Annotated in this window: 20 protein-coding genes and 1 pseudogene; 20 read left to right on the top strand and 1 reads right to left on the bottom strand. The window is 60.8% G+C overall.

Going from position 1 to position 18,312, the window contains the following annotated elements; translation table 11 throughout:
- Positions 1-66 precede the first annotated feature (66 nt).
- The 20 genes and pseudogenes from fabF to J2X53_RS10960 all read left to right on the top strand — a co-directional run.
- Positions 67-1,326: a beta-ketoacyl-ACP synthase II gene (gene fabF / locus J2X53_RS11055; RefSeq protein ID WP_349037547.1), complete on the top strand. Its 1,260-nt coding sequence runs from the start codon at positions 67-69 to the stop codon at positions 1,324-1,326.
- Positions 1,327-1,329: 3 nt separating this feature from the next.
- On the top strand, positions 1,330-2,508 hold the full coding sequence (mltG, locus tag J2X53_RS11050; protein WP_349037546.1) for an endolytic transglycosylase MltG: 1,179 nt from the start codon (positions 1,330-1,332) through the stop codon (positions 2,506-2,508).
- Between the two features lie 205 nt (positions 2,509-2,713).
- Positions 2,714-3,049 (top strand): hypothetical protein, encoded by a 336-nt coding sequence (locus tag J2X53_RS11045; RefSeq protein ID WP_349037545.1) that lies wholly within the window; start codon positions 2,714-2,716, stop codon positions 3,047-3,049.
- Complete coding sequence (locus J2X53_RS11040; RefSeq protein WP_349037544.1) at positions 3,000-4,352, top strand: terminase family protein; 1,353 nt, start codon at positions 3,000-3,002, stop codon at positions 4,350-4,352. Before J2X53_RS11045 ends, J2X53_RS11040 begins: the two co-directional genes overlap by 50 nt.
- Before the next feature lie 47 nt (positions 4,353-4,399).
- A complete protein-coding gene (locus J2X53_RS11035) occupies positions 4,400-5,590 on the top strand; it encodes a phage portal protein (protein ID WP_349037543.1) in 1,191 nt (396 codons plus the stop codon).
- Positions 5,587-5,829, top strand: a complete 243-nt coding sequence (locus tag J2X53_RS11030) for a hypothetical protein (protein ID WP_118152398.1) — start codon at positions 5,587-5,589, stop codon at positions 5,827-5,829. The genes J2X53_RS11035 and J2X53_RS11030 overlap by 4 nt, the downstream gene beginning before the upstream one ends.
- Positions 5,830-5,833: 4 nt before the next feature.
- Entirely contained in the window at positions 5,834-6,382 is a 549-nt protein-coding gene (locus J2X53_RS11025; protein ID WP_349037542.1) for an HK97 family phage prohead protease, read from the top strand.
- Between the two features lie 34 nt (positions 6,383-6,416).
- The gene (locus J2X53_RS11020; protein WP_349037541.1) at positions 6,417-7,613 is read left to right on the top strand and encodes a phage major capsid protein; all 1,197 of its coding nucleotides are present in this window, start codon (positions 6,417-6,419) and stop codon (positions 7,611-7,613) included.
- Positions 7,614-7,766: 153 nt separating this feature from the next.
- Complete coding sequence (locus J2X53_RS11015; protein WP_349037853.1) at positions 7,767-8,369, top strand: hypothetical protein; 603 nt, start codon at positions 7,767-7,769, stop codon at positions 8,367-8,369.
- A complete protein-coding gene (locus J2X53_RS11010) occupies positions 8,366-8,704 on the top strand; it encodes a head-tail adaptor protein (RefSeq protein WP_349037540.1) in 339 nt (112 codons plus the stop codon). The genes J2X53_RS11015 and J2X53_RS11010 overlap by 4 nt, the downstream gene beginning before the upstream one ends.
- Positions 8,701-9,099: a DUF3168 domain-containing protein gene (locus J2X53_RS11005; protein ID WP_349037539.1), complete on the top strand. Its 399-nt coding sequence runs from the start codon at positions 8,701-8,703 to the stop codon at positions 9,097-9,099. The genes J2X53_RS11010 and J2X53_RS11005 overlap by 4 nt, the downstream gene beginning before the upstream one ends.
- Positions 9,100-9,125: 26 nt before the next feature.
- Positions 9,126-9,539 (top strand): phage major tail protein, TP901-1 family, encoded by a 414-nt coding sequence (locus J2X53_RS11000; protein ID WP_349037538.1) that lies wholly within the window; start codon positions 9,126-9,128, stop codon positions 9,537-9,539.
- The gene (locus J2X53_RS10995; protein ID WP_349037537.1) at positions 9,539-9,859 is read left to right on the top strand and encodes a gene transfer agent family protein; all 321 of its coding nucleotides are present in this window, start codon (positions 9,539-9,541) and stop codon (positions 9,857-9,859) included. Before J2X53_RS11000 ends, J2X53_RS10995 begins: the two co-directional genes overlap by 1 nt.
- The gene (locus tag J2X53_RS10990; RefSeq protein ID WP_349037536.1) at positions 9,856-10,095 is read left to right on the top strand and encodes a rcc01693 family protein; all 240 of its coding nucleotides are present in this window, start codon (positions 9,856-9,858) and stop codon (positions 10,093-10,095) included. The genes J2X53_RS10995 and J2X53_RS10990 overlap by 4 nt, the downstream gene beginning before the upstream one ends.
- Entirely contained in the window at positions 10,052-10,705 is a 654-nt protein-coding gene (locus J2X53_RS10985) for a phage tail tape measure protein (protein ID WP_349037535.1), read from the top strand. Before J2X53_RS10990 ends, J2X53_RS10985 begins: the two co-directional genes overlap by 44 nt.
- Before the next feature lie 9 nt (positions 10,706-10,714).
- A complete protein-coding gene (locus tag J2X53_RS10980; protein ID WP_349037534.1) occupies positions 10,715-11,347 on the top strand; it encodes a DUF2460 domain-containing protein in 633 nt (210 codons plus the stop codon).
- Complete coding sequence (locus tag J2X53_RS10975; RefSeq protein ID WP_349037533.1) at positions 11,347-12,207, top strand: DUF2163 domain-containing protein; 861 nt, start codon at positions 11,347-11,349, stop codon at positions 12,205-12,207. The genes J2X53_RS10980 and J2X53_RS10975 overlap by 1 nt, the downstream gene beginning before the upstream one ends.
- Before the next feature lie 4 nt (positions 12,208-12,211).
- Complete coding sequence (locus J2X53_RS10970; RefSeq protein WP_349037532.1) at positions 12,212-12,691, top strand: NlpC/P60 family protein; 480 nt, start codon at positions 12,212-12,214, stop codon at positions 12,689-12,691.
- A complete protein-coding gene (locus tag J2X53_RS10965) occupies positions 12,692-16,588 on the top strand; it encodes a glycoside hydrolase TIM-barrel-like domain-containing protein (protein WP_349037531.1) in 3,897 nt (1,298 codons plus the stop codon).
- A gap of 70 nt (positions 16,589-16,658) precedes the next feature.
- Positions 16,659-17,351 (top strand): annotated as a pseudogene (locus J2X53_RS10960) (IS5 family transposase); the annotation flags it as partial.
- Between the two features lie 185 nt (positions 17,352-17,536).
- Here the strand turns inward: J2X53_RS10960 and J2X53_RS10955 are convergent.
- Complete coding sequence (locus J2X53_RS10955; RefSeq protein WP_349037530.1) at positions 17,537-17,728, bottom strand: hypothetical protein; 192 nt, start codon at positions 17,726-17,728, stop codon at positions 17,537-17,539.
- Between the last annotated feature and the right edge of the window lie 584 nt (positions 17,729-18,312).

Below are 18,312 nucleotides of genomic sequence, written 5' to 3'. Positions count from 1 at the left end.
CGGTTGCACTGGCCATGGCCCGCGTGTATCAGGCGAAAAAGCCTTATCGAGCTTAGGAGACATCGTATGCGTCGTGTCGTTGTGACGGGTCTGGGGATGGTGACGCCGCTTGCCTGCGGGGTCGAGGAAACCTGGAGCCGGTTGATTGCCGGGCAGTCCGGGGCCGGGCCGATCACGCGGTTTGACGCGTCGAATGTGGTGACGCAATACGCCTGCGAAATTCCGCTGGGCGATGGCAGCGACGGTACTTTTAATCCTGACGACTGGATGGAACCGAAGGATCGCCGCAAGGTGGATGATTTCATCCTGTACGGTATGGCGGCGGCCACGCAGGCGGTGCGCGATTCCGGCTGGGTGCCGCAGACCGATGAGGACAAGGAACGCACCGGCGTGATGATCGGCTCGGGGATCGGCGGGTTGTCGTCGATTGCGGAAACCGCGGTGCTGATCAAGGAAAAAGGGCCGAAGCGGGTGTCGCCGTTCTTTATCCCCGGCGCGCTGATCAATCTGGTGTCTGGGCAGGTTTCGATCCGCTTTGGCTTCAAGGGGCCGAACCATGCGGTGGTGACGGCGTGTTCCACGGGCGCGCATGCCATTGGTGATGCGGCGCGGCTGATCATGTTGGATGATGCCGACGTGATGGTGGCGGGCGGGGCGGAGAGCCCGATTTCAGAGATCGGGATCGCCGGGTTCAACGCCTGCAAGGCGCTGTCGACCAAGCGTTCTGACGACCCGACAAAGGCAAGCCGCCCCTATGACGCCGACCGTGACGGGTTTGTCATGGGCGAAGGCGCGGGTTGCGTGGTGCTGGAAGAATACGAGCATGCGAAAGCGCGCGGCGCCAAGATCTATGCCGAGGTGCTGGGCTATGGCTTGTCGGGCGATGCCTATCACATCACCGCCCCAAGCGAGGATGGTGATGGCGGGTATCGCAGCATGGCGGCGGCGCTGAAGCGGGCCGGTCTGACGCCTGCGGATGTGGACTACATCAATGCGCATGGCACCAGCACGATGGCGGATACCATCGAGTTGGGCGCGGTGGAGCGGCTGATGGGCGATGCGGCGGCGGGGGCGACGATGTCTTCGACCAAGTCGAGCATCGGGCATTTGCTGGGCGCTGCGGGTGCGGTGGAGGCGATTTTCTGTATCCTCGCCATCCGCGATCAGGTGGCACCGCCGACGATCAATCTGGACAACCCGGCGGTCACGCCAAAGCTGGATCTGGCGCCGAATGCGGCGGTCCATCGCAAGATTGACGTGGCGTTGTCCAACTCGTTCGGCTTTGGCGGCACCAATGCCAGCCTTGTCATCGGCAAGGTGCGCTGAGGGATGTGGCGCTCGATCGCGTCGAACGCGCTGACGCTGTTCATTGTGCTGCTGGTCGTGGCTGCGGGGATTCTGGCCTGGGGGCGTGAGGAATACACCGGGCCGGGGCCGCTGACCGATGCGATCTGCTTCCGGGTCGAGCGCGGGGCGTCGCTGAGTTCGGTGAGCCGGGCGCTGGAGGCGCAGGGCGCGGTGTCGGATGCGCGGATTTTCCGGATCGGCGCGGATTACTCGGAGAAGGCGCAGCTTCTGAAGTTCGGCAGCTACCTGATCCCTCCGGGGGCGTCGATGGTGGATGTGCTGGCGTCGCTGACCGAGGGCGGGCAATCGACCTGCGGGCGTGAGGTCAATTTCCGGATCGGCGTGAACGCGGCGGATGTGATTTTGCGCGAGCTGGATGCCGCCACGAACCGCTATGTCGAGGTGGTGAAGTTTGATCCGGCGGTAGAGGCGTTGCCGCAGGCCTATGTCGATGTGGTTGCGGAATCCGATCTGCGGTTCCGGGTGACCTTGGCCGAGGGTGTGACCAGCTGGCAGGTGGTAGAGGCGCTGAAACGCGCCGATTTCCTGACCGGTGAGGTGGCTGCGGTGCCGCCGGAGGGGAGCCTTGCCCCCGACAGCTATGAGGTCGACAAGGGCGCGGACCGCTCCGCCCTGTTGGCGCGGATGACGGCGGCGCAGGAACAGATCCTAGCGGCGCTTTGGGCGAGCCGGGCGGATGGGTTGCCCTATGCCACGCCGGAGGAGGCCTTGATCATGGCATCCATTGTCGAAAAGGAAACCGGGGTTGCCGAAGAGCGCCGGCAGGTGGCGAGTGTGTTCGTCAACCGGCTGGAGCGCGGGATGCGGTTGCAGACCGACCCGACGGTGATTTACGGCGTGACCATGGGGCAAGGTGTGCTGGGGCGCGGTCTGCGGCAGAGCGAATTGCGGCGCGCGACGCCGTATAACACCTATGTCATCGACGGCATGCCGCCGACGCCGATTGCCAATCCGGGGCGGCTGAGCATCGAGGCGGCGCTGAACCCCGATACGACGGACTATATCTTCTTTGTGGCCGATGGCACTGGTGGCCATGCCTTTGCGGTGACGCTGGAAGAGCATAACGCCAATGTGGCCCGCTGGCGCGAGATTGAGCGCACGCAGGGACAGGATGGCCAGACCGGGGTGCAGGGGGAATAGCGCCCGCTGATGATTAACAACTGGTAAACGGATCGCCCGCTAAGTCTTTGTAGTAATTGTGTTTTTGGCTTGACTTGGCGCGCGGTCCGATGTATCACTTGTGACATGCTAGAAGAAGTGTCGAGAGCGGCGGGGTGATACCCCTGTCCGCTCTTTTTTCATTTCTACTCGTCCGGAGGGATAGCGAGGCGGGTGGCAGCACAGCATGACAATCAACTTCACTGCAACGGAAGCGGACAAGACCCAAACGCCTGAAGACCTGTTGCGGGTGGCCGAGCAGCAAATGGGGCGCGCGGTCGTCAGGCTGCATCAGGTGATTGAAGAGGTGGAGGCCGGGAAGTTCGATCAGTTGACCGAGGCAAAACGTGTCGCGGACAATCTGACCAGCTTTATCCGGTTGTTTATGGATGAGAGGAACAAAGTTGACAAACTCCGCAAAAATCTTGCCGGGGCTCTCGGAACCGGTGAGCTCGACTTTGCCGCCGCGCGCGATGAGATCGGGCGGCGTCTGGCTCTCCTCCGCGACGCCGGAGGTGATTGACGACTTTCTGGGCGGGCTGTCCAACGAGGCGTTGCTGGCCTTGCCGTGGATGTTTGAATTCTGGGCGCTGCCGCATCAGCTGCCCCCCGAAGGTGCCTGGAAAAGCTGGGTCATCATGGGGGGGCGCGGTGCGGGCAAGACGCGGGCCGGGGCCGAGTGGGTGCGTGCGCAAGTGGAAGGTGCGCGCCCGTCGGACCCCGGCCGGGCAAGCAGGGTGGCGCTGGTGGCGGAAACGCTGGATCAGGCGCGCGAGGTGATGGTGTTTGGCGAAAGCGGCATTCTGGCCTGTTCTCCCCCCGACCGGCGGCCGCAATGGAACGGCACGCGGCGGATGCTGACCTGGCCGAACGGGGCCACGGCGCAGCTGTTTTCGGCGCATGACCCGGATACGCTGCGTGGACCGCAGTTCGATGCGGCCTGGGTGGATGAGCTGGCGAAGTGGAAAAAGGCACAGGAGACCTGGGATCAGCTGCAGTTTGCGCTGCGGCTGGGGGCCAATCCGCAGCAGGTGGTGACCACGACGCCGCAGAACATTCCGGTGCTGAAGGCCATTCTGAAAAACCCCTCGACGGTGATGACCCACGCGCCGACCGATGCCAACCGGGCGTATCTTGCGAAATCGTTCCTGGAAGAGGTGCAGACCCGCTATGGCGGGCAGCGGCTGGGGCGGCAGGAGCTGGAGGGCGAGCTGATCGAGGATATCGACGGCGCGCTGTGGACCACGGATATGCTGGAGGCCGCACAGGGGCCGTCGCCTGACCGGTTGAACCGGATCGTGGTGGCGGTCGATCCGCCGGTGACCGCCAAGGCCACATCGGATGAATGCGGAATCGTGGTGGTGGGGGTGATGACCGAGGGCAATCCGCGCGACTGGCGCGCGGTGGTGCTGGAAGATGCCAGCATCAGCGGCACCCCCACCGACTGGGCGCGGGCGGCGGTGGCGGCCTATGAGCGGCACGGCGCTGACCGGATGGTGGCCGAGGTCAATCAGGGCGGTGACATGGTGGAAGCAATGATCCGCCAGCAAGGCGCACTGGTGGCCTATCGCGGGGTGTCGGCGTCGAAGGGCAAGAGTTCCCGCGCCGAGCCGGTCGCAGCGTTGTATGAGCAGGGCCGGGTGGTGCATTGCGGCAGGCTGCGCAAGCTGGAGGACCAGATGTGCCTGATGACCCGGAGCGGGTTCAAGGGGGTCGGCAGCCCGGACCGGGTGGATGCTTTGGTCTGGGCCCTGCACGAGGCGATGATCGAACCGGCCAAGGCCTATGGCGGCGATCCGCGGATGCGAATGCTGGAACGGCGCTGACGCGCGCGTCGGGGACGGGAGTTCCCGCAGAACGGAGATCGGAAAACATGGTGTTCAACTTTCTGCGGCGGGGCGAGGTTTCGCCCGCGCCCTCTGCCGTTATGGAAACCAAGGCGAGTGCCACCGGGCGGGTCGCGGCCTGGGGATCATCGGGCCGGGTGAAGTGGAGCCCGCGCGATGCGGCTTCGCTGACCCGGACCGGGTTTCTGGCCAATCCGGTGGGCTTTCGTGCGGTCAAGCTGGTGGCCGAGGCGGCGGCGGCGCTGCCGCTGGTGTGTCAGGATGCCGAGCGGCGGTTTGACAGCCACCCGGTGCTGGGGGTGATCAACCGCCCGAACGGCGCGCAGGGGCGGGCCGAGTTTCTGGAGGCGGTCTACGGGCATTTTTTGCTGAGCGGCAATGCCTATCTGGAGGCGGTGCCGGGGGCATCAGCGCTGCCGGGGGAACTGCATGTGCTGCGCTCTGACCGGATGTCGCTGGTGCCGGGGCCGGATGGCTGGCCGGTGGCCTATGACTATACGGTGGGCGGGCGGACGCACCGGTTTGACATGCGCGGCGCGGTCAAACCGATCTGCCATCTGAAGGCGTTTCATCCGCAGGATGACCATTATGGCTTGTCGCCGATGCAGGCGGCGGCGGTGGCGGTGGATGTGCACAACGCGGCCAGCTTCTGGTCGAAAGCGCTCTTGGACAATGCGGCGCGGCCTTCGGGAGCGATTGTCTACAAGGGCGTGGACGGGCAGGGATCGTTGTCGAACGACCAGTACGACCGGCTGGTGGGGGAGATCGAGGCGAACCATCAGGGCGCGCGCAATGCCGGACGGCCGATGCTGCTGGAGGGCGGACTGGACTGGAAACCGATGGGATTTTCGCCCTCGGACATGGAGTTTCAGAAGACCAAGGAGGCGGCGGCGCGGGAAATCTCTGTCGCTTTTGGCATCCCGCCGATGCTGCTGGGGATTCCTGGCGATGCCACCTATGCCAATTATCAGGAGGCCAACCGGGCGTTTTACCGGCTGACCGTACTGCCGCTGGCGGCGAAGGTGATGGCCGATGTCAGCCATTGGCTGACCGGGTTTTCGGGGGAAGAGGTCGAGTTGCGGGTCGATCTGGACCAGATCCCGGCGCTGGCGGCGGAGCGCGATCAGCAATGGGCGCGGGTGGGGGCGGCGGATTTTCTGACCGTGGCCGAAAAGCGGCGGTTGCTGGGGTTGCCTGCGGTGTCTGACGAGGCATGACGATCCGCAAGCCCGGAGGATCACGGTTCTTGTACGACAGCTTCGATGCGGCGGCGGCGCGGATCGAGGCGAATGAGCGCGTGGCCGAAGAGCGTTGGGCGGCGCTGGACTACCGGCTTGGCCAGATCGACGCGGTGCTGGAGCGACTGGAAAAGCGCATCTGGCTGGGCGTTTACGGGGTTGCGGCCTTTCTGCTGGCGCAGGGGGCCGAGGCCATTCTTCAGGCGGCGATGAGGTGAAGGGATGAACGATATTGGCGCGCCGGAGCGGAAGTATCTGCGACCGGAGCAAGGGCTGACGGTGACCGATGGCCAGGTGGTCGAAGGCTATGCCAGCCTGTTCGGGATAAAGGATCAGGGCGGCGACGTGGTGGTGGCCGGGGCTTATGGTGCCAGTCTGAAGCGGCTGGCGGCCAAGGGGGCCAAAGTCAAGATGCTGTGGCAGCATGACCCGGCACAACCGATCGGGGTCTGGGATGAGGTGCGCGAGGACGCGCATGGCCTGTGGGTCAAGGGCCGTATCCTGACGGAAGTGGACCGGGGCCGTGAGGCGGCGGCGCTGCTTGCGGCAGGGGCGATTGACGGCTTGTCAATCGGCTACCGCACAGTGAAGGCGGAACGCAACGGCAAGGGCCAGCGGCTGTTGTCGGAGCTGGAGCTTTGGGAGGTGTCTCTGGTGACGTTCCCTATGCTCTCTGAGGCGCGGGTGCAGGCAAAGTCGGATGACGACTGGCACTGGCGACAACTGGCGCGGGTCTTTGATGACGCGCGCCGACAACTGGCCGAGCGGTAACGCCCCGGCCTTCGTTCAAACATCAGGAGTGACGATGACCGAGAGAAAGGCTCGGGCCGGGGAAGATATGCCCACGGCCCTGCATCCGGGTGCGGAGGTCAAATCCGCAATGGCCGGATTCATGAATGAACTCAAAGTGTTTCAGGCAGAAGTGAAACAATCGCTGCAACATCAGGAAGAGCGACTGACCATGTTGAACCAAAAGACGATGAGCTATGGCCGTCCGGCCCTTTCCGCCGCCGCTGATCACGATGCCCCGCATCAGAAGGCGTTTGACGCCTATCTGCGCTCGGGCGATGATGACGGGTTGCGGGGGCTGGTGCTGGAGGGCAAGGCGCTGAACACGGCGGTGGCCGCCGAGGGCGGCTATCTGGTGGACCCGCAGACGGCGGATACGATCCGGTCGTTGCTGGTGTCGACCTCTTCGCTGCGGTCGGTCGCCAATGTGGTGCAGGTGGATGCGGTGTCGTTCGATGTGCTGATCGACCGGACCGAAGTGGGGTCAGGCTGGGCCACCGAGGCTGCGGCGCAGACCGAAACCGCAACCCCGGCGATTGAGCGGATCTCGATCAAGCTGCATGAGCTGTCAGCGATGCCAAAGGCCAGCCAGCGGCTGCTGGACGACAGCGCCTTTGATGTCGAGGGCTGGCTGGCTGGCAAGATCGCGACGCGGTTCATCCGGGCGGAGGCGGCGGCTTTTGTCAACGGCGATGGTGTGGACAAGCCGCGCGGTATTCTGCTGCCGGCAAAGGTTGCGAATGCGTCGTGGACCTGGGGGTCACTGGGCTATGTGCCGACAGGGGCTGCGGCCGATTTTTCGGCGGCCAATTCGGCGGACTGCATTGTCAATCTGGTCTATGCGTTGGGGGCGGATTACCGGGCCAACGGCACCTTTGTCATGAACTCGAAGACCGCCGGTGCCGTGCGCAAGATGAAGGATGCCGATGGCCGCTTCATGTGGTCGGACGGGTTGCAGGCCGGTGAGCCGCCGCGCCTGATGGGCTATGCGGTGCTGATCTGCGAGGACATGCCGGATGTGGCGGCCAATGCCTATCCGATCGCCTTTGGCGATTTTGCCTCGGGTTACACCATCGCCGAGCGGCCGGATCTGCGCATTCTGCGCGATCCGTTCAGCGCCAAGCCGCATGTGCTGTTCTATGCCAACAAGCGCGTGGGTGGCGACATCACCGATTTTGCGGCGATCAAGCTGCTGAAAGTGGCGGTGTCGTAACGCAAGGGTCGCGGCCAGCCCAGGCGTACGGGCTGGCCTGATTTCGGGCGCGCGCAGGAAAATCCATGCCGTCTAGCTGCTCCCCCCTCCGACCGAGCGGTGTGGGGCGCGCGCCCGATCTTTGCAGAACGGCGGGGCAATCGGAGAGAGATGATGATGTTGACCGAGCAGACCGCGGTGCCGTCAGAGGCACTGCCGGTGCAGGCGATGAAGGATCATCTGCGTCTGGGCACCGGCTTTGCCGATGACGGATTGCAGGATGGGTTGGTGGTGGCCCATCTGCGGGCCGCGATTGCGGCCATCGAGGGGCGCACCGGAAAGGCGCTGCTGGCGCGGCGGTTCCTGCTGCGTTTGAACCGCTGGCGCGAAGATCGGGGCGCGCAGGCCTTGCCCATGGCCCCGGTGTCGGCGCTGGTATCGGTGACGCTGCGCGATGTGGCGGGGGGGGCGACGGTGGTGCCGAGCGACCGCTATCGGCTGGAGCCCGACATGGCCCGGCCGCGGCTGCGGGGAACCGGGCGGAGCTTGCCCGCCATTCCTGAGGAGGGCACAGTCGAGATTGTTTTTGACGCGGGCTTTGGCTCCGGCTGGGATGCGGTGCCCGTGGATCTGGCGCAGGCTGTACTGCTGCTGGCCGCGGAGTTTTACGAGGCGCGCCATTCTGGCGGGCAGGGTGGCCCGGCTCTGCCACTGGCGGTTCAGGCGCTGATCGAGCGCTGGCGCACAGTGCGGGTTCTGGGGGGAGGCAGCGCATGAAGGCGGTGCATCTGAACCGGCTCTTGACGTTGGAGCAGTCGGTTTCCACCCCTGATGGCGCGGGGGGATTTTCGACCTCGTGGCATGCGGTCGGAACCCTGTGGGCCGAGGTCGTGCCCGGGACCGGGCGGGAGCTGGGTGGGGAAGAGGTCAGGCAAGCAAGTGTTCCGTACCGGATCACGCTGCGGGGGGCGGCTGCTGGTTCGCCCCGCAGGCCGGTGCCGGGGCAACGCCTGACGGACGGGGGCCGCGTGTTTCAGGTCCTGGCAGTGACTGAACGGGAGGCGGCGGGACAGTACCTGATCTGCTTTGCACGCGAGGAGACACCGTCATGAGCTATGGCGCAGCAGCTGCCCTGCAGGCAGCGGTCTATGGGGTATTGGCCGGTGCTCCGGCGCTGGCCGGTGTTCTGGTCATGGATGCAATGCCGCCGCAGGGTGCGGCGGGAACCTTTGTGCTGATTGGCCCGGAAGAGGTGCTGGACCAGTCGGACAAGACCGGGGACGGCGTAGAGCACCGGATCGTGGTCAGCGTGATCAGCGATGCCAGTGGATTTCTGACGGCCAAGGCTTTGGCGGGTGCGGTGTCAGACAGTCTGGTGGGGGCGACCCCGGCGCTGAGTATTGGTCGCATTGTCAGTATCCGCTTTCTGAAAGCGGTGGCCCGGCGGCTGGCAGAGGGCGAGGTGCGGCGGATCGACCTTACCTTCCGTGTGCGAATTGAACTTTAAACATCTGAAATTTCTGGAGAATGAGCATGGCTGTGCAAAGCGGAAAAGATCTCTTGCTGAAACTGGATCTGACGGGGGACGGCAGCTTTGAAACCGTGGCGGGCCTGCGGGCGACGCGGATCAGTTTCAATGCCGAAACGGTGGATGTGACAAGTCTGGAAAGTGCGGGCGGCTGGCGCGAGTTGCTGGGCGGCGCGGGCGTGAAGTCGGCCTCGATTTCGGGATCGGGCGTGTTTCGCGATGCCAATACCGATGAGCGGGCGCGGCAGATTTTCTTTGACGGCGAGGTGCCCAACTTTCAGGTGATCATTCCTGATTTCGGGATTGTGGAGGGGGCATTCATGATCACCTCGATCGACTATGCCGGCAGCCACAATGGCGAGGCGACCTATGAGATGTCGCTGGCCTCGGCGGGTGCTCTCAGCTTTGTGGCGCTGTGATGGCGAACCCTTGGGCGGGCGAGGTGGCGGTGGTGCTGGACGGCCGCCGCCATGTCGCCAGGCTGACGCTCGGAGCGCTGGCCGAGTTGGAGGAAGCTCTGGCGACGGGGTCGCTGATTGACCTGGTGCAGCGGTTCGAGGCGGGCCGGTTTTCGACGCGCGATGTCTTGGTCTTGCTGGTTGCAGGGTTGCGCGGCGGCGGGTGGCAGGGCACCGCCGCCGATCTGCGCAGTGTCGAGATCGGTGGTGGCCCGATGGAGGCTGCCCGCGTCGCGGCAGAGCTGCTGGCGCGGGCCTTTACCCTGCCGGGTGAGGCATGAGCGGCATCGACTGGCCGGGCCTGATCCGGGTGGGGTTGCACCAACTGGGGCTGGAGCCGGGCGCGTTCTGGCGGCTGACCCCGGTGGAGCTGAGGATCATGCTGGGGGCGGATGCGGCGAGCCCGCCCCTGACACGGGCGCGGCTGGCAGAGCTGGCGGCGGCCTTTCCTGACACATCGAAGGATATGGAACATGGCGCAGATCGAAGAGCTGCAGGAACAGGTGGCAGCACTTGAGGCAACGCTGGGGGCATCGTCGGCGATGATTGGTGCGTTCGAAGGCGAACTGGCGAAGATGCAGACCACCATGCAGTTTACCGGGCGGGAGGTAAACAGCCTGTCCAATGGTATTGGTGGGGGGCTGCGACGGGCGTTTGACGGGCTGATCTTTGACGGAATGAAGCTGTCGGACGCGCTGCGGATGGTGGCGCAGTCGATGATCAACGGTGTGTACAACGCCGCGATGCGGCCGGTGCAGGGCGCCATGGGGGGGCTGGTCGCGCAGGGCGTGAGCGCGGTCATGGGGAGCATGATGCCATTCAGGGATGGCGGTGCTTTTGCCCAAGGCCGGGTGATGCCCTTTGCCAAGGGCGGTGTGGTGTCCAGCCCGACCAGCTTTCCGATGCGGGGTGGGCGCGGCCTGATGGGCGAGGCGGGGCCGGAAGCCATCATGCCACTGGCGCGGGGGGCAGACGGGCGTCTTGGGGTGCAGGCCGCAGGCGGTGGCCGCCCGGTGACCGTGGTGATGAACATTCAGACCCCGGATGTGCAGGGATTCCAGCGCAGCCAGAGCCAGATCGCGGCGCAGGCGTCGCGGGCTTTGGCCCGTGGTCAGCGGAACAGGTGAGGACACAGAATGGCGTTTCATGAGATCAGATTTCCGGCCAACCTGAGTTTCGGTTCGATCGGTGGGCCGGAACGGCGGACGGACGTGGTGACGCTGGCCAATGGCCATGAAGAGCGCAACACCCCATGGGCCCATTCCCGCCGCCGATACGAGGCGGGGGCAGGCCTGCGGACGTTGGACGATATCGACGCGCTGATCGCGTTTTTCGAGGCGCGCCGGGGCCGGATGCACGGCTTTCGCTGGAAGGATTGGGCGGATTACAAATCCTGCCTGCCATCGCACAAGCCGACTGCCATTGATCAGGTCATCGGCACGGGTGACGGGATACAGACCGTCTTTGCTCTGACGAAAACCTATCGGTCAGGGACTGAAACCTACACCCGGCGCATCACCAAGCCTGTCGCCGGGACAGTCCTGGTGGCCGTGGCGCGCGATCCGAAGGTGGAGGGGCAGGAGTTTTCGCTGGATGCCGCTCGGGGTGAGATCACCTTTGTCGTCCCGCCAGATCTGGGTGTTTCAGTCTACGCGGGTTTTGAGTTTGATGTGCCGGTCCGGTTTGACACCGACATGATCATGACTTCGATTGCGTCTTTTCAGACGGGCGAGGTGCCGGATGTACCGGTTGTGGAGGTGCGTATCTGATGCAGCATGCTTTGCAAAATCATCTGAAAACCGGATCGACCACTGTCTGCCGGGCCTGGCTTGTACGGCGCCGGGACGGTGAAACACTGGGATTTACAGACCACGACGGCGATCTGACGTTTGACGGAATTCAGTTCGCTGCACGCAGCGGGCTGACGGCGGGCGCGCTGGAAAAGACAAACGGTATGGCGGTCGACAATACCGAAGTGGTCGGCGCACTGTCGGATGCTTCAGTGCGTGAGGAGGACATTCTGGCGGGGCGCTACGATGGCGCGGAAGTTACGAGCTATCTGGTGAACTGGGCCAATGTGAACGAGCGCTCGATTTTGTTCCGCGGGACGTTTGGCGAGATGACCCGCAGTCAGGGATTGTTTCGTGTTGAACTGCGAGGCCTGACCGAGGCGCTGAACGTGCGGCATGGCCGGGTGTATCACGCGGAATGCGGGGCGGTTCTTGGCGATAACCAGTGCAAGGTTGATCTGACAGCCACCACCATGTCTGTTGTTGTCCCGGCTCGGGCGGTGTTGGACGGCAGGGTGATTAATGTTCCGATACTCGCAGACTATTCTGAGGGCTGGTTTGCGGATGGTCAGTTGCAGATTCACACTGGAATCGGAAAAGGACAATCGGGCCGGATCAAATCGGATACGACGGTTGGCCAGAGCCGGATTGTTGAGATGTGGCAGAGCTTTGGCGTGCGACCACAGGCTGGTGACCAGATCCGGCTTGTCGCAGGCTGCGACCGGCGCGCGTCAACCTGTCGGCAAAAGTTTGGCAATTTCCTGAATTTCAGAGGGTTCCCGCACATCCCCGGTGAAGACTGGATGCGGTCGAGTCCAAGCAAAAGCGGGCGGAGGTGACCAGATGCATGGGGAACCCGTCTTTGTCGAGCCCGCAGGGCCCATCCTGCAAGAACGAATTGTGCAGGAAGCACGCACGTGGCTGGGCACACCTTACCGCCACCAGTCCACAACCCGCGGAGCCGGTACCGACTGTCTGGGGCTGATCCGCGGGGTCTGGCGGGCTGTGATCGGGCCGGAACCGCTGACTCCTCCCGCCTATTCGATGGATTGGTCAGAGCCATCGGGGGAAGAGATTCTGATGCAGGCCGCAGGCCAATGCCTGTTGCGAAAATCTGACCCGACACCCGGTGCCGGGGATGTTCTGTTGTTCCGAATGCGGGATGGGTCTGTCGCAAAGCATCTTGGCATCGTTTCCACACTGGAGCCGACCCCCAAATTTATCCATGCCTATACAGGCTATGGGGTGGTCGAAAGCTCTTTGTCTGGCCCGTGGGCGCGTCGCATCGCGGCCGTATACTGTTTTCCTGAAAAGGCGGAATGAATGGCGACGATCGTTTTTGCCGCAGCAGGGGCTGCGCTGGGTGCCGGCTTTGGCGGGACTGTTCTGGGGCTTTCCGGTGCCGTCGTTGGCAGGGCCCTGGGGGCCACGCTCGGGCGGGCTGTTGATCAGCGGATCATGGGGTTCGGTTCCGATGCCGTTGAAGTCGGAAGACTCGACCGGTTTCACATCATGGGCGCCAGTGAGGGAGCGCCGATTCCGAAATTCTGGGGCAGGATGCGGTTACCAGGGCAGGTGATCTGGGCTTCACCGTTTCGGGAGACCAGCCGCAAGAGCGGCGGTAAAGGCATGCCTTCGCCAAAAACTGTGGAGTATTCGTACTCGGTCAGCCTTGCCATCGCATTGTGCGAGGGTGAAATCCTCGGGATCGGCCGGATATGGGCGGATGGTGATGAAATCTCGCCGAAATCGCTGAATATCAGGGTGTACAATGGAACGGAGGTTCAACTTCCCGATCCGCTGCTCGAGGCACATCTGGGCAATTCATTTGCCCCGGCTTACCGTGGTGTTGCCTATGTTGTTCTGGAAGAGCTCGAGCTTGCGGCTTACGGTAATCGCGTTCCGCAGTTCAGCTTTGAGGTCATGCGCAGAGCGCAGGGTGCCGAGGCAGAAAAAGTGCCCGATCTCCAGGATGCAATCAGGGCCGTCGCGCTTATCCCTGGAACGGGCGAGTACGCCCTTTCGACCCGGAAAGTGGTTGAGGAAAAAAGTTTTTCCTTTTTCCGGGTGCTGAATGTGAATGCACCAAGCGGAGGAACTGATCTTCAGACATCCTTGGACCAGCTCACGCAGGAGCTGCCGAAGTGTCAGGCCGTCTCATTGGTTGTGTCGTGGTTTGGCAATGACCTGCGCTGTGGGTTTTGTGATGTTCAGCCAAAAGTAGAGCGAAATACAGATGTTGGAATTCAGCTTCCTTGGCGGTCAGGCGGAGTGACCCGGACTGAGGCACTTGAAGTGCCCCGTGTTGAGGGACGCTCACTTTATGGAGGTACGCCTGCTGACTCATCGGTGATTGATGCTATTGTTGCACTGCGGGCGCTTGGCCAATCGGTGATGTTCTATCCATTTATTCTGATGGAACAAATGAACGGTAACAGCTTGCCTGATCCTTATTCTGACAACACATTCCAGCCTGCTCTTCCTTGGAGGGGGCGTATTACTCTTTCTAATGCACCAGGCAGAGAGTACAGCCCGGATGGAACCGAGGGGGCTGCAAGTGAAGTATTCGCCTTTTTTGGTTCCGCCCAAAGCGGTGATTTCTCTATTAATAACGGAGAGTTGTACTATAACGGTGAGCAAAAATGGGGATATCGTCGCTTTATCCTGCACTATGCATTTTTGTGCAAGCTTGCCGGAGGCGTCGAGTCCTTCTGCATTGGATCTGAAATGCGAGGTCTCACCCAGATCCGTGGCCCCGAGCATCGCTTTCCAGCCGTGGAAGCGCTTGTGAGTTTGGCAGCAGATGTCCGCGCAATTCTTGGGTCAGGAGTCAAGCTGAGCTATGCAGCTGACTGGAGTGAATACTTCGGGTTTCATACAGAGGACAACATTTACTTTAATCTGGATCCACTTTGGGCGAGCGACAACATAGACTTTATTGGTATTGACAATTACATGCCGATTTCGGACTGGAGAGACGGTACTCAACATGCAGACGCAGCGTGGCGATCTATCTACAACATCGAATATCTGAAATCAAATATCGCCGGCGGAGAGGGTTTTGATTGGTATTATTCGGGGCCCGAGGGTGTCGAGGCGCAAAACCGTCTCCCGATCCATGATCTCGGATATGGAGAGGACTGGGTTTTCCGGTATAAAGATCTGACATCATGGTGGTCTCAGCCTCATCACAATCGGATCAATGGTATCAGGTCAGAACAACCAACGTCATGGGTTCCTCGATCCAAGCCGATGCGGTTCACAGAATATGGTTGCGCTGCGATTGATAAAGGTACCAATGAGCCGAACAAGTTTCTGGACCCAAGGTCTTCTGAGTCATCACTCCCACGTTCTTCGCTCGGAATAAGAGATGACTTTATTCAAATGCAGTATTTCAGGGCCAGTCATATGTACTGGGTTGATCCGGGAAACAATCCGGCATCACACCTATATGCAGGATCGATGCTTGACCTTGATCACTGCTATGCCTGGGCCTGGGACGCAAGACCGTATCCGGACTTTCCCAGAAATGTTGATCTCTGGTCTGATGGTGAAAATTATTACCGTGGACATTGGCTGACCGGACGTGCAACGTCTGTTCCGCTGGATCGACTGGTTCTTGAGCTTTGTGAAGATTCAAGTCTGTCTGGAGTAAACATAAACCACCTATACGGTTCAGTTCATGGGTACTCTGTTTCAGAGAATCAATCCGGAAGGTCCGCGCTTCAACCCCTTGCTGTTTCTTATGCATTTGATTGTATTGAGGACGAAGGCTGCTTGCGTTTTAACTCCAGAAACATCTCAGAAGTCATTCAGGTGGCGGAATGTGAACTGGCGGTACATGAAGGTGATTTGTTGGTCTTGGAATATGTCCGTTTGCCAAAATCTGAAATTGCTTCGAGCATTCGGTTTTCTTACATCGGCGCCGATGGTAATTTTTCTGCAGCTGTCGCAGAGATTGTCGATACCCGAACATCTCTATACTCTGTGCTGGAGTCTGAGTACCCAATTGTTTTTCCGATGGGTGCCGCAAAGGCCATGGCGAGTCGGTGGTTGGCTGAAGTAAACATTTCAAATGACCAAGTTTCGTTCTGTCTACCACCCTCTTTATATGGAGCTAAGATTGGATCTACTGTCATTTTGAGAGGTGAAAGCTACCGGATTGACCAACTTGAATTTGATCAAAAGCTATCTGTAAAAGCAGTTCGTGTTGAATCTAGTTCCAGCAGTCACACTGGCAATGTGGATCAGTCCGTATGGAATCCGCATATATCCTCACCTCCGGTCTTGGGTTTCTGGATGGATTTACCGATTCTTCGTTCAACTCAAATTCAGCATGCCCCATTCTTAGCGGTTTCTTCGAATCCATGGTTGGCTCCGGCTGTACTTTGGTCGTCAATCGAAGACTCTGGATATTCTATTAACACACTTTTTGAGAACTCCTCGTACATTGGACGAACTCAAAGTCAGCTGACACTCTCTCCGATGGGAGTGTTTGACCGAGGTCCGGCACTTCTAGTCGAGATGCCGAAAGGTGAAATGGAATCCGTCTCTTTGTCCGGCTTGTTGTCAGGCGGAAACCTGATGGCTATTGGTGATGGCGATCCGGATAAATGGGAGATTCTGCAATATAGGGAAGCGGAACTCATTTCCCCGGGGCTCTACGCTGTGTCTATGCGTCTTAGGGGCCTGTTTGGATCTGATGCGATTATGCCACAAGTCTGGCCAACTGGAAGCTATGTTGTCCTGATTGATGAAAGAATAAAACAAATATCGCTTTCTATCGAGGAATTGAACCTAGAACGACACTATCGGATTGGATCATCTGACCAAAACCCAGGATCAGATCTTGTTCAGTACAGGATCACAGCATTTAAGGGTATAGGGTTGCGTCCTCTTTCAGTTGCGCATCTCACTTGTCACATTGAAAATCAAGATCATCTTTTCCGTTGGATTCGTAGAACAAGGGTAAACGGAGATTCGTGGGAAGGGTATGATGTTCCTTTGAATGAGGAACGTGAGATATATCAGTTCGATGTCAAGTCTGAAGGCGGTGAAGTGTTGATGTCCAGAACATTAGACCAGCCAAACTTTACCTATTCTATGAATCACCGCCTGGCAACTGGCGCTACTGGTCGATATTCTGTCGAGGTTTCTCAAACATCCTTGATCTATGGCTGTGGGGCAAAAAAAACTTTGGATATCGACGTGTCTATTTAGGGTCAGGACCCATTGATCGGTTTGAGTGTGGCGTGCCTGGGTGTTTCAAGGTCGCGAACTGACGGGGGTGATGCGCAACCTATTCTGGATGACGGACGCGCAGATGGCTCGGCTTCGGCCGTTCTTCCCGAAGAGCCATGGGGTTCCGCGGGTCGATGATCGTCGAGCTCTGAGCAGCATAGACTTCATCGATCGCAATGGCTTGCGGTGGCATGATGCGCCGAAGGAGTATGGCCCGCCAAAGACCCTCTACAACCGTTGAAAGCGGTGGAGCGACAAAGGTGTCTTCGCCAGGATGGGGAATGGGCTGGCCGCCGAAGCCGTAGTTCCGAAGACGGTGATGGTCGACGCGACCTGTCTCAATGCGCATCGCCCGGAGACCGGCCTGCGTTCGAAAAGTGGGATCAGGCGACCAAAGGGGACGCCTGATCGGCCGGACCAAGGGTGGCATGAACACCAAGCTGCACGCTGTCACCGATGCCGAGGGCCGCCCAATCCGCTTCTTCATGACCGCAGGCCCCCTCTTGGCGATGCGCGCATCGCCCGTCGGTCAACGAGTCAGTGATCACACCGGCGCCGCCACAACGCTGGGTCGCGGCCAAAGGCGGAAGGGGTTCTGGCAGACCGGGGCTATGACGCCGACTGGCTCAGAGATGCGTTGAAAGACAAGGGGATAATTCCAATGCATCCCGGGTCGGACGTCGCGCCGCAAGCCAATCAAGAAAAGCGACGCGACAAACGGCGAAACAGGATTGAGATCATGGTCGGCCGTCGCCCTCGCAACAACCGTCATGTTCTGGCTATGAAACAAGAACGTGTCCTGACCCTTCTGTATTTGGGTTCTGGCAGACTGGCGCAGTCACCGGCCCCGGCCAATGGCGGAGTGGTGCGCTACCTCTGACCCTTGTGACATGACCACACTTCTTAGCCAGTCGACACCGCCTCTCTTCATCGTCTCGAACAGTTGATTGCGGTCTTGGAAGGCAGGATCACCCCGGTCATCGCCAGTGACAATCGCCTGTCGGAGACCGCCATCGTTCTTCGTTCCATCCCGGAAATCGGCCCGGTTGCCAGTGCGATGCTGATCGCAGAAATGCCCGAGATCGGCACCATCACCGGCGAAGAGGCGGTGGCACGCACTGAATTGGCCTTGGTCGCGCACGACACGCGGAAGCCTTCTCGGGAAACGGGCCATCGCTGGAAGCTGCCGTGCCCTGCGGCACGTGAGTTACTAAGCCGCACTGGTCGCTGCACAGCACAACCCAAACCTGCGATCCTTCGCAGATCGCCTCCGCAAGGCTGGAAAACCGCACAAGATCATCATCACCGCAGTCGCAGGAATGAAACCGTCGCTGAATGTGGACCCAGCATCCCGCCAGCTGCAGGCAGTTGTTGCACCCGTCTTTTCGCACCAGTTTATTGAACACATAAAGCGAACTGCTGAACCGGCGGCTGTCAGAATCGCGCACCAGAGACGATAGATTGTCCGGCCCCTTGCGACAGTCGACCGGATGACCCGCGAGAAATTCCCGCGCACCGGACGAGTTCATGCTTTGCGCACCGGGCGGATGAGACGGCGCAAGGCAGCATCGCCAAGATCGGGCGCGACGTGGATGATGACAGCGCTCACTAAAGTTTCCGATAGCGGCACAGGGGCGCTTGCGGGAACATCCTCTCTCTGCTTGTCTAGGAAGGTCTTGGACCAGCCGAACAGTTGCGGCGAC

The sequence above is a fragment of the Pseudotabrizicola sp. 4114 genome, from assembly GCF_031457365.1.
GTDB lineage: Bacteria > Pseudomonadota > Alphaproteobacteria > Rhodobacterales > Rhodobacteraceae > Pseudotabrizicola.
This window is presented reverse-complemented; position numbering and strand designations above follow the sequence as displayed.

Excerpts from the sequence above, each read along its gene's own strand:
- fabF (WP_349037547.1), top strand. The coding sequence starts at position 67 with ATGCGTCGTGTCGTTGTGACGGGTCTGGGGATGGTGACGCCGCTTGCC.
- mltG (WP_349037546.1), top strand. The coding sequence starts at position 1,330 with ATGTGGCGCTCGATCGCGTCGAACGCGCTGACGCTGTTCATTGTGCTG.
- J2X53_RS11045 (WP_349037545.1), top strand. The coding sequence starts at position 2,714 with ATGACAATCAACTTCACTGCAACGGAAGCGGACAAGACCCAAACGCCT.
- J2X53_RS11040 (WP_349037544.1), top strand. The coding sequence starts at position 3,000 with ATGAGATCGGGCGGCGTCTGGCTCTCCTCCGCGACGCCGGAGGTGATT.
- J2X53_RS11035 (WP_349037543.1), top strand. The coding sequence starts at position 4,400 with ATGGTGTTCAACTTTCTGCGGCGGGGCGAGGTTTCGCCCGCGCCCTCT.
- J2X53_RS11030 (WP_118152398.1), top strand. The coding sequence starts at position 5,587 with ATGACGATCCGCAAGCCCGGAGGATCACGGTTCTTGTACGACAGCTTC.
- J2X53_RS11025 (WP_349037542.1), top strand. The coding sequence starts at position 5,834 with ATGAACGATATTGGCGCGCCGGAGCGGAAGTATCTGCGACCGGAGCAA.
- J2X53_RS11020 (WP_349037541.1), top strand. The coding sequence starts at position 6,417 with ATGACCGAGAGAAAGGCTCGGGCCGGGGAAGATATGCCCACGGCCCTG.
- J2X53_RS11015 (WP_349037853.1), top strand. The coding sequence starts at position 7,767 with ATGATGTTGACCGAGCAGACCGCGGTGCCGTCAGAGGCACTGCCGGTG.
- J2X53_RS11010 (WP_349037540.1), top strand. The coding sequence starts at position 8,366 with ATGAAGGCGGTGCATCTGAACCGGCTCTTGACGTTGGAGCAGTCGGTT.
- J2X53_RS11005 (WP_349037539.1), top strand. The coding sequence starts at position 8,701 with ATGAGCTATGGCGCAGCAGCTGCCCTGCAGGCAGCGGTCTATGGGGTA.
- J2X53_RS11000 (WP_349037538.1), top strand. The coding sequence starts at position 9,126 with ATGGCTGTGCAAAGCGGAAAAGATCTCTTGCTGAAACTGGATCTGACG.
- J2X53_RS10995 (WP_349037537.1), top strand. The coding sequence starts at position 9,539 with ATGGCGAACCCTTGGGCGGGCGAGGTGGCGGTGGTGCTGGACGGCCGC.
- J2X53_RS10990 (WP_349037536.1), top strand. The coding sequence starts at position 9,856 with ATGAGCGGCATCGACTGGCCGGGCCTGATCCGGGTGGGGTTGCACCAA.
- J2X53_RS10985 (WP_349037535.1), top strand. The coding sequence starts at position 10,052 with ATGGCGCAGATCGAAGAGCTGCAGGAACAGGTGGCAGCACTTGAGGCA.
- J2X53_RS10980 (WP_349037534.1), top strand. The coding sequence starts at position 10,715 with ATGGCGTTTCATGAGATCAGATTTCCGGCCAACCTGAGTTTCGGTTCG.
- J2X53_RS10975 (WP_349037533.1), top strand. The coding sequence starts at position 11,347 with ATGCAGCATGCTTTGCAAAATCATCTGAAAACCGGATCGACCACTGTC.
- J2X53_RS10970 (WP_349037532.1), top strand. The coding sequence starts at position 12,212 with ATGCATGGGGAACCCGTCTTTGTCGAGCCCGCAGGGCCCATCCTGCAA.
- J2X53_RS10965 (WP_349037531.1), top strand. The coding sequence starts at position 12,692 with ATGGCGACGATCGTTTTTGCCGCAGCAGGGGCTGCGCTGGGTGCCGGC.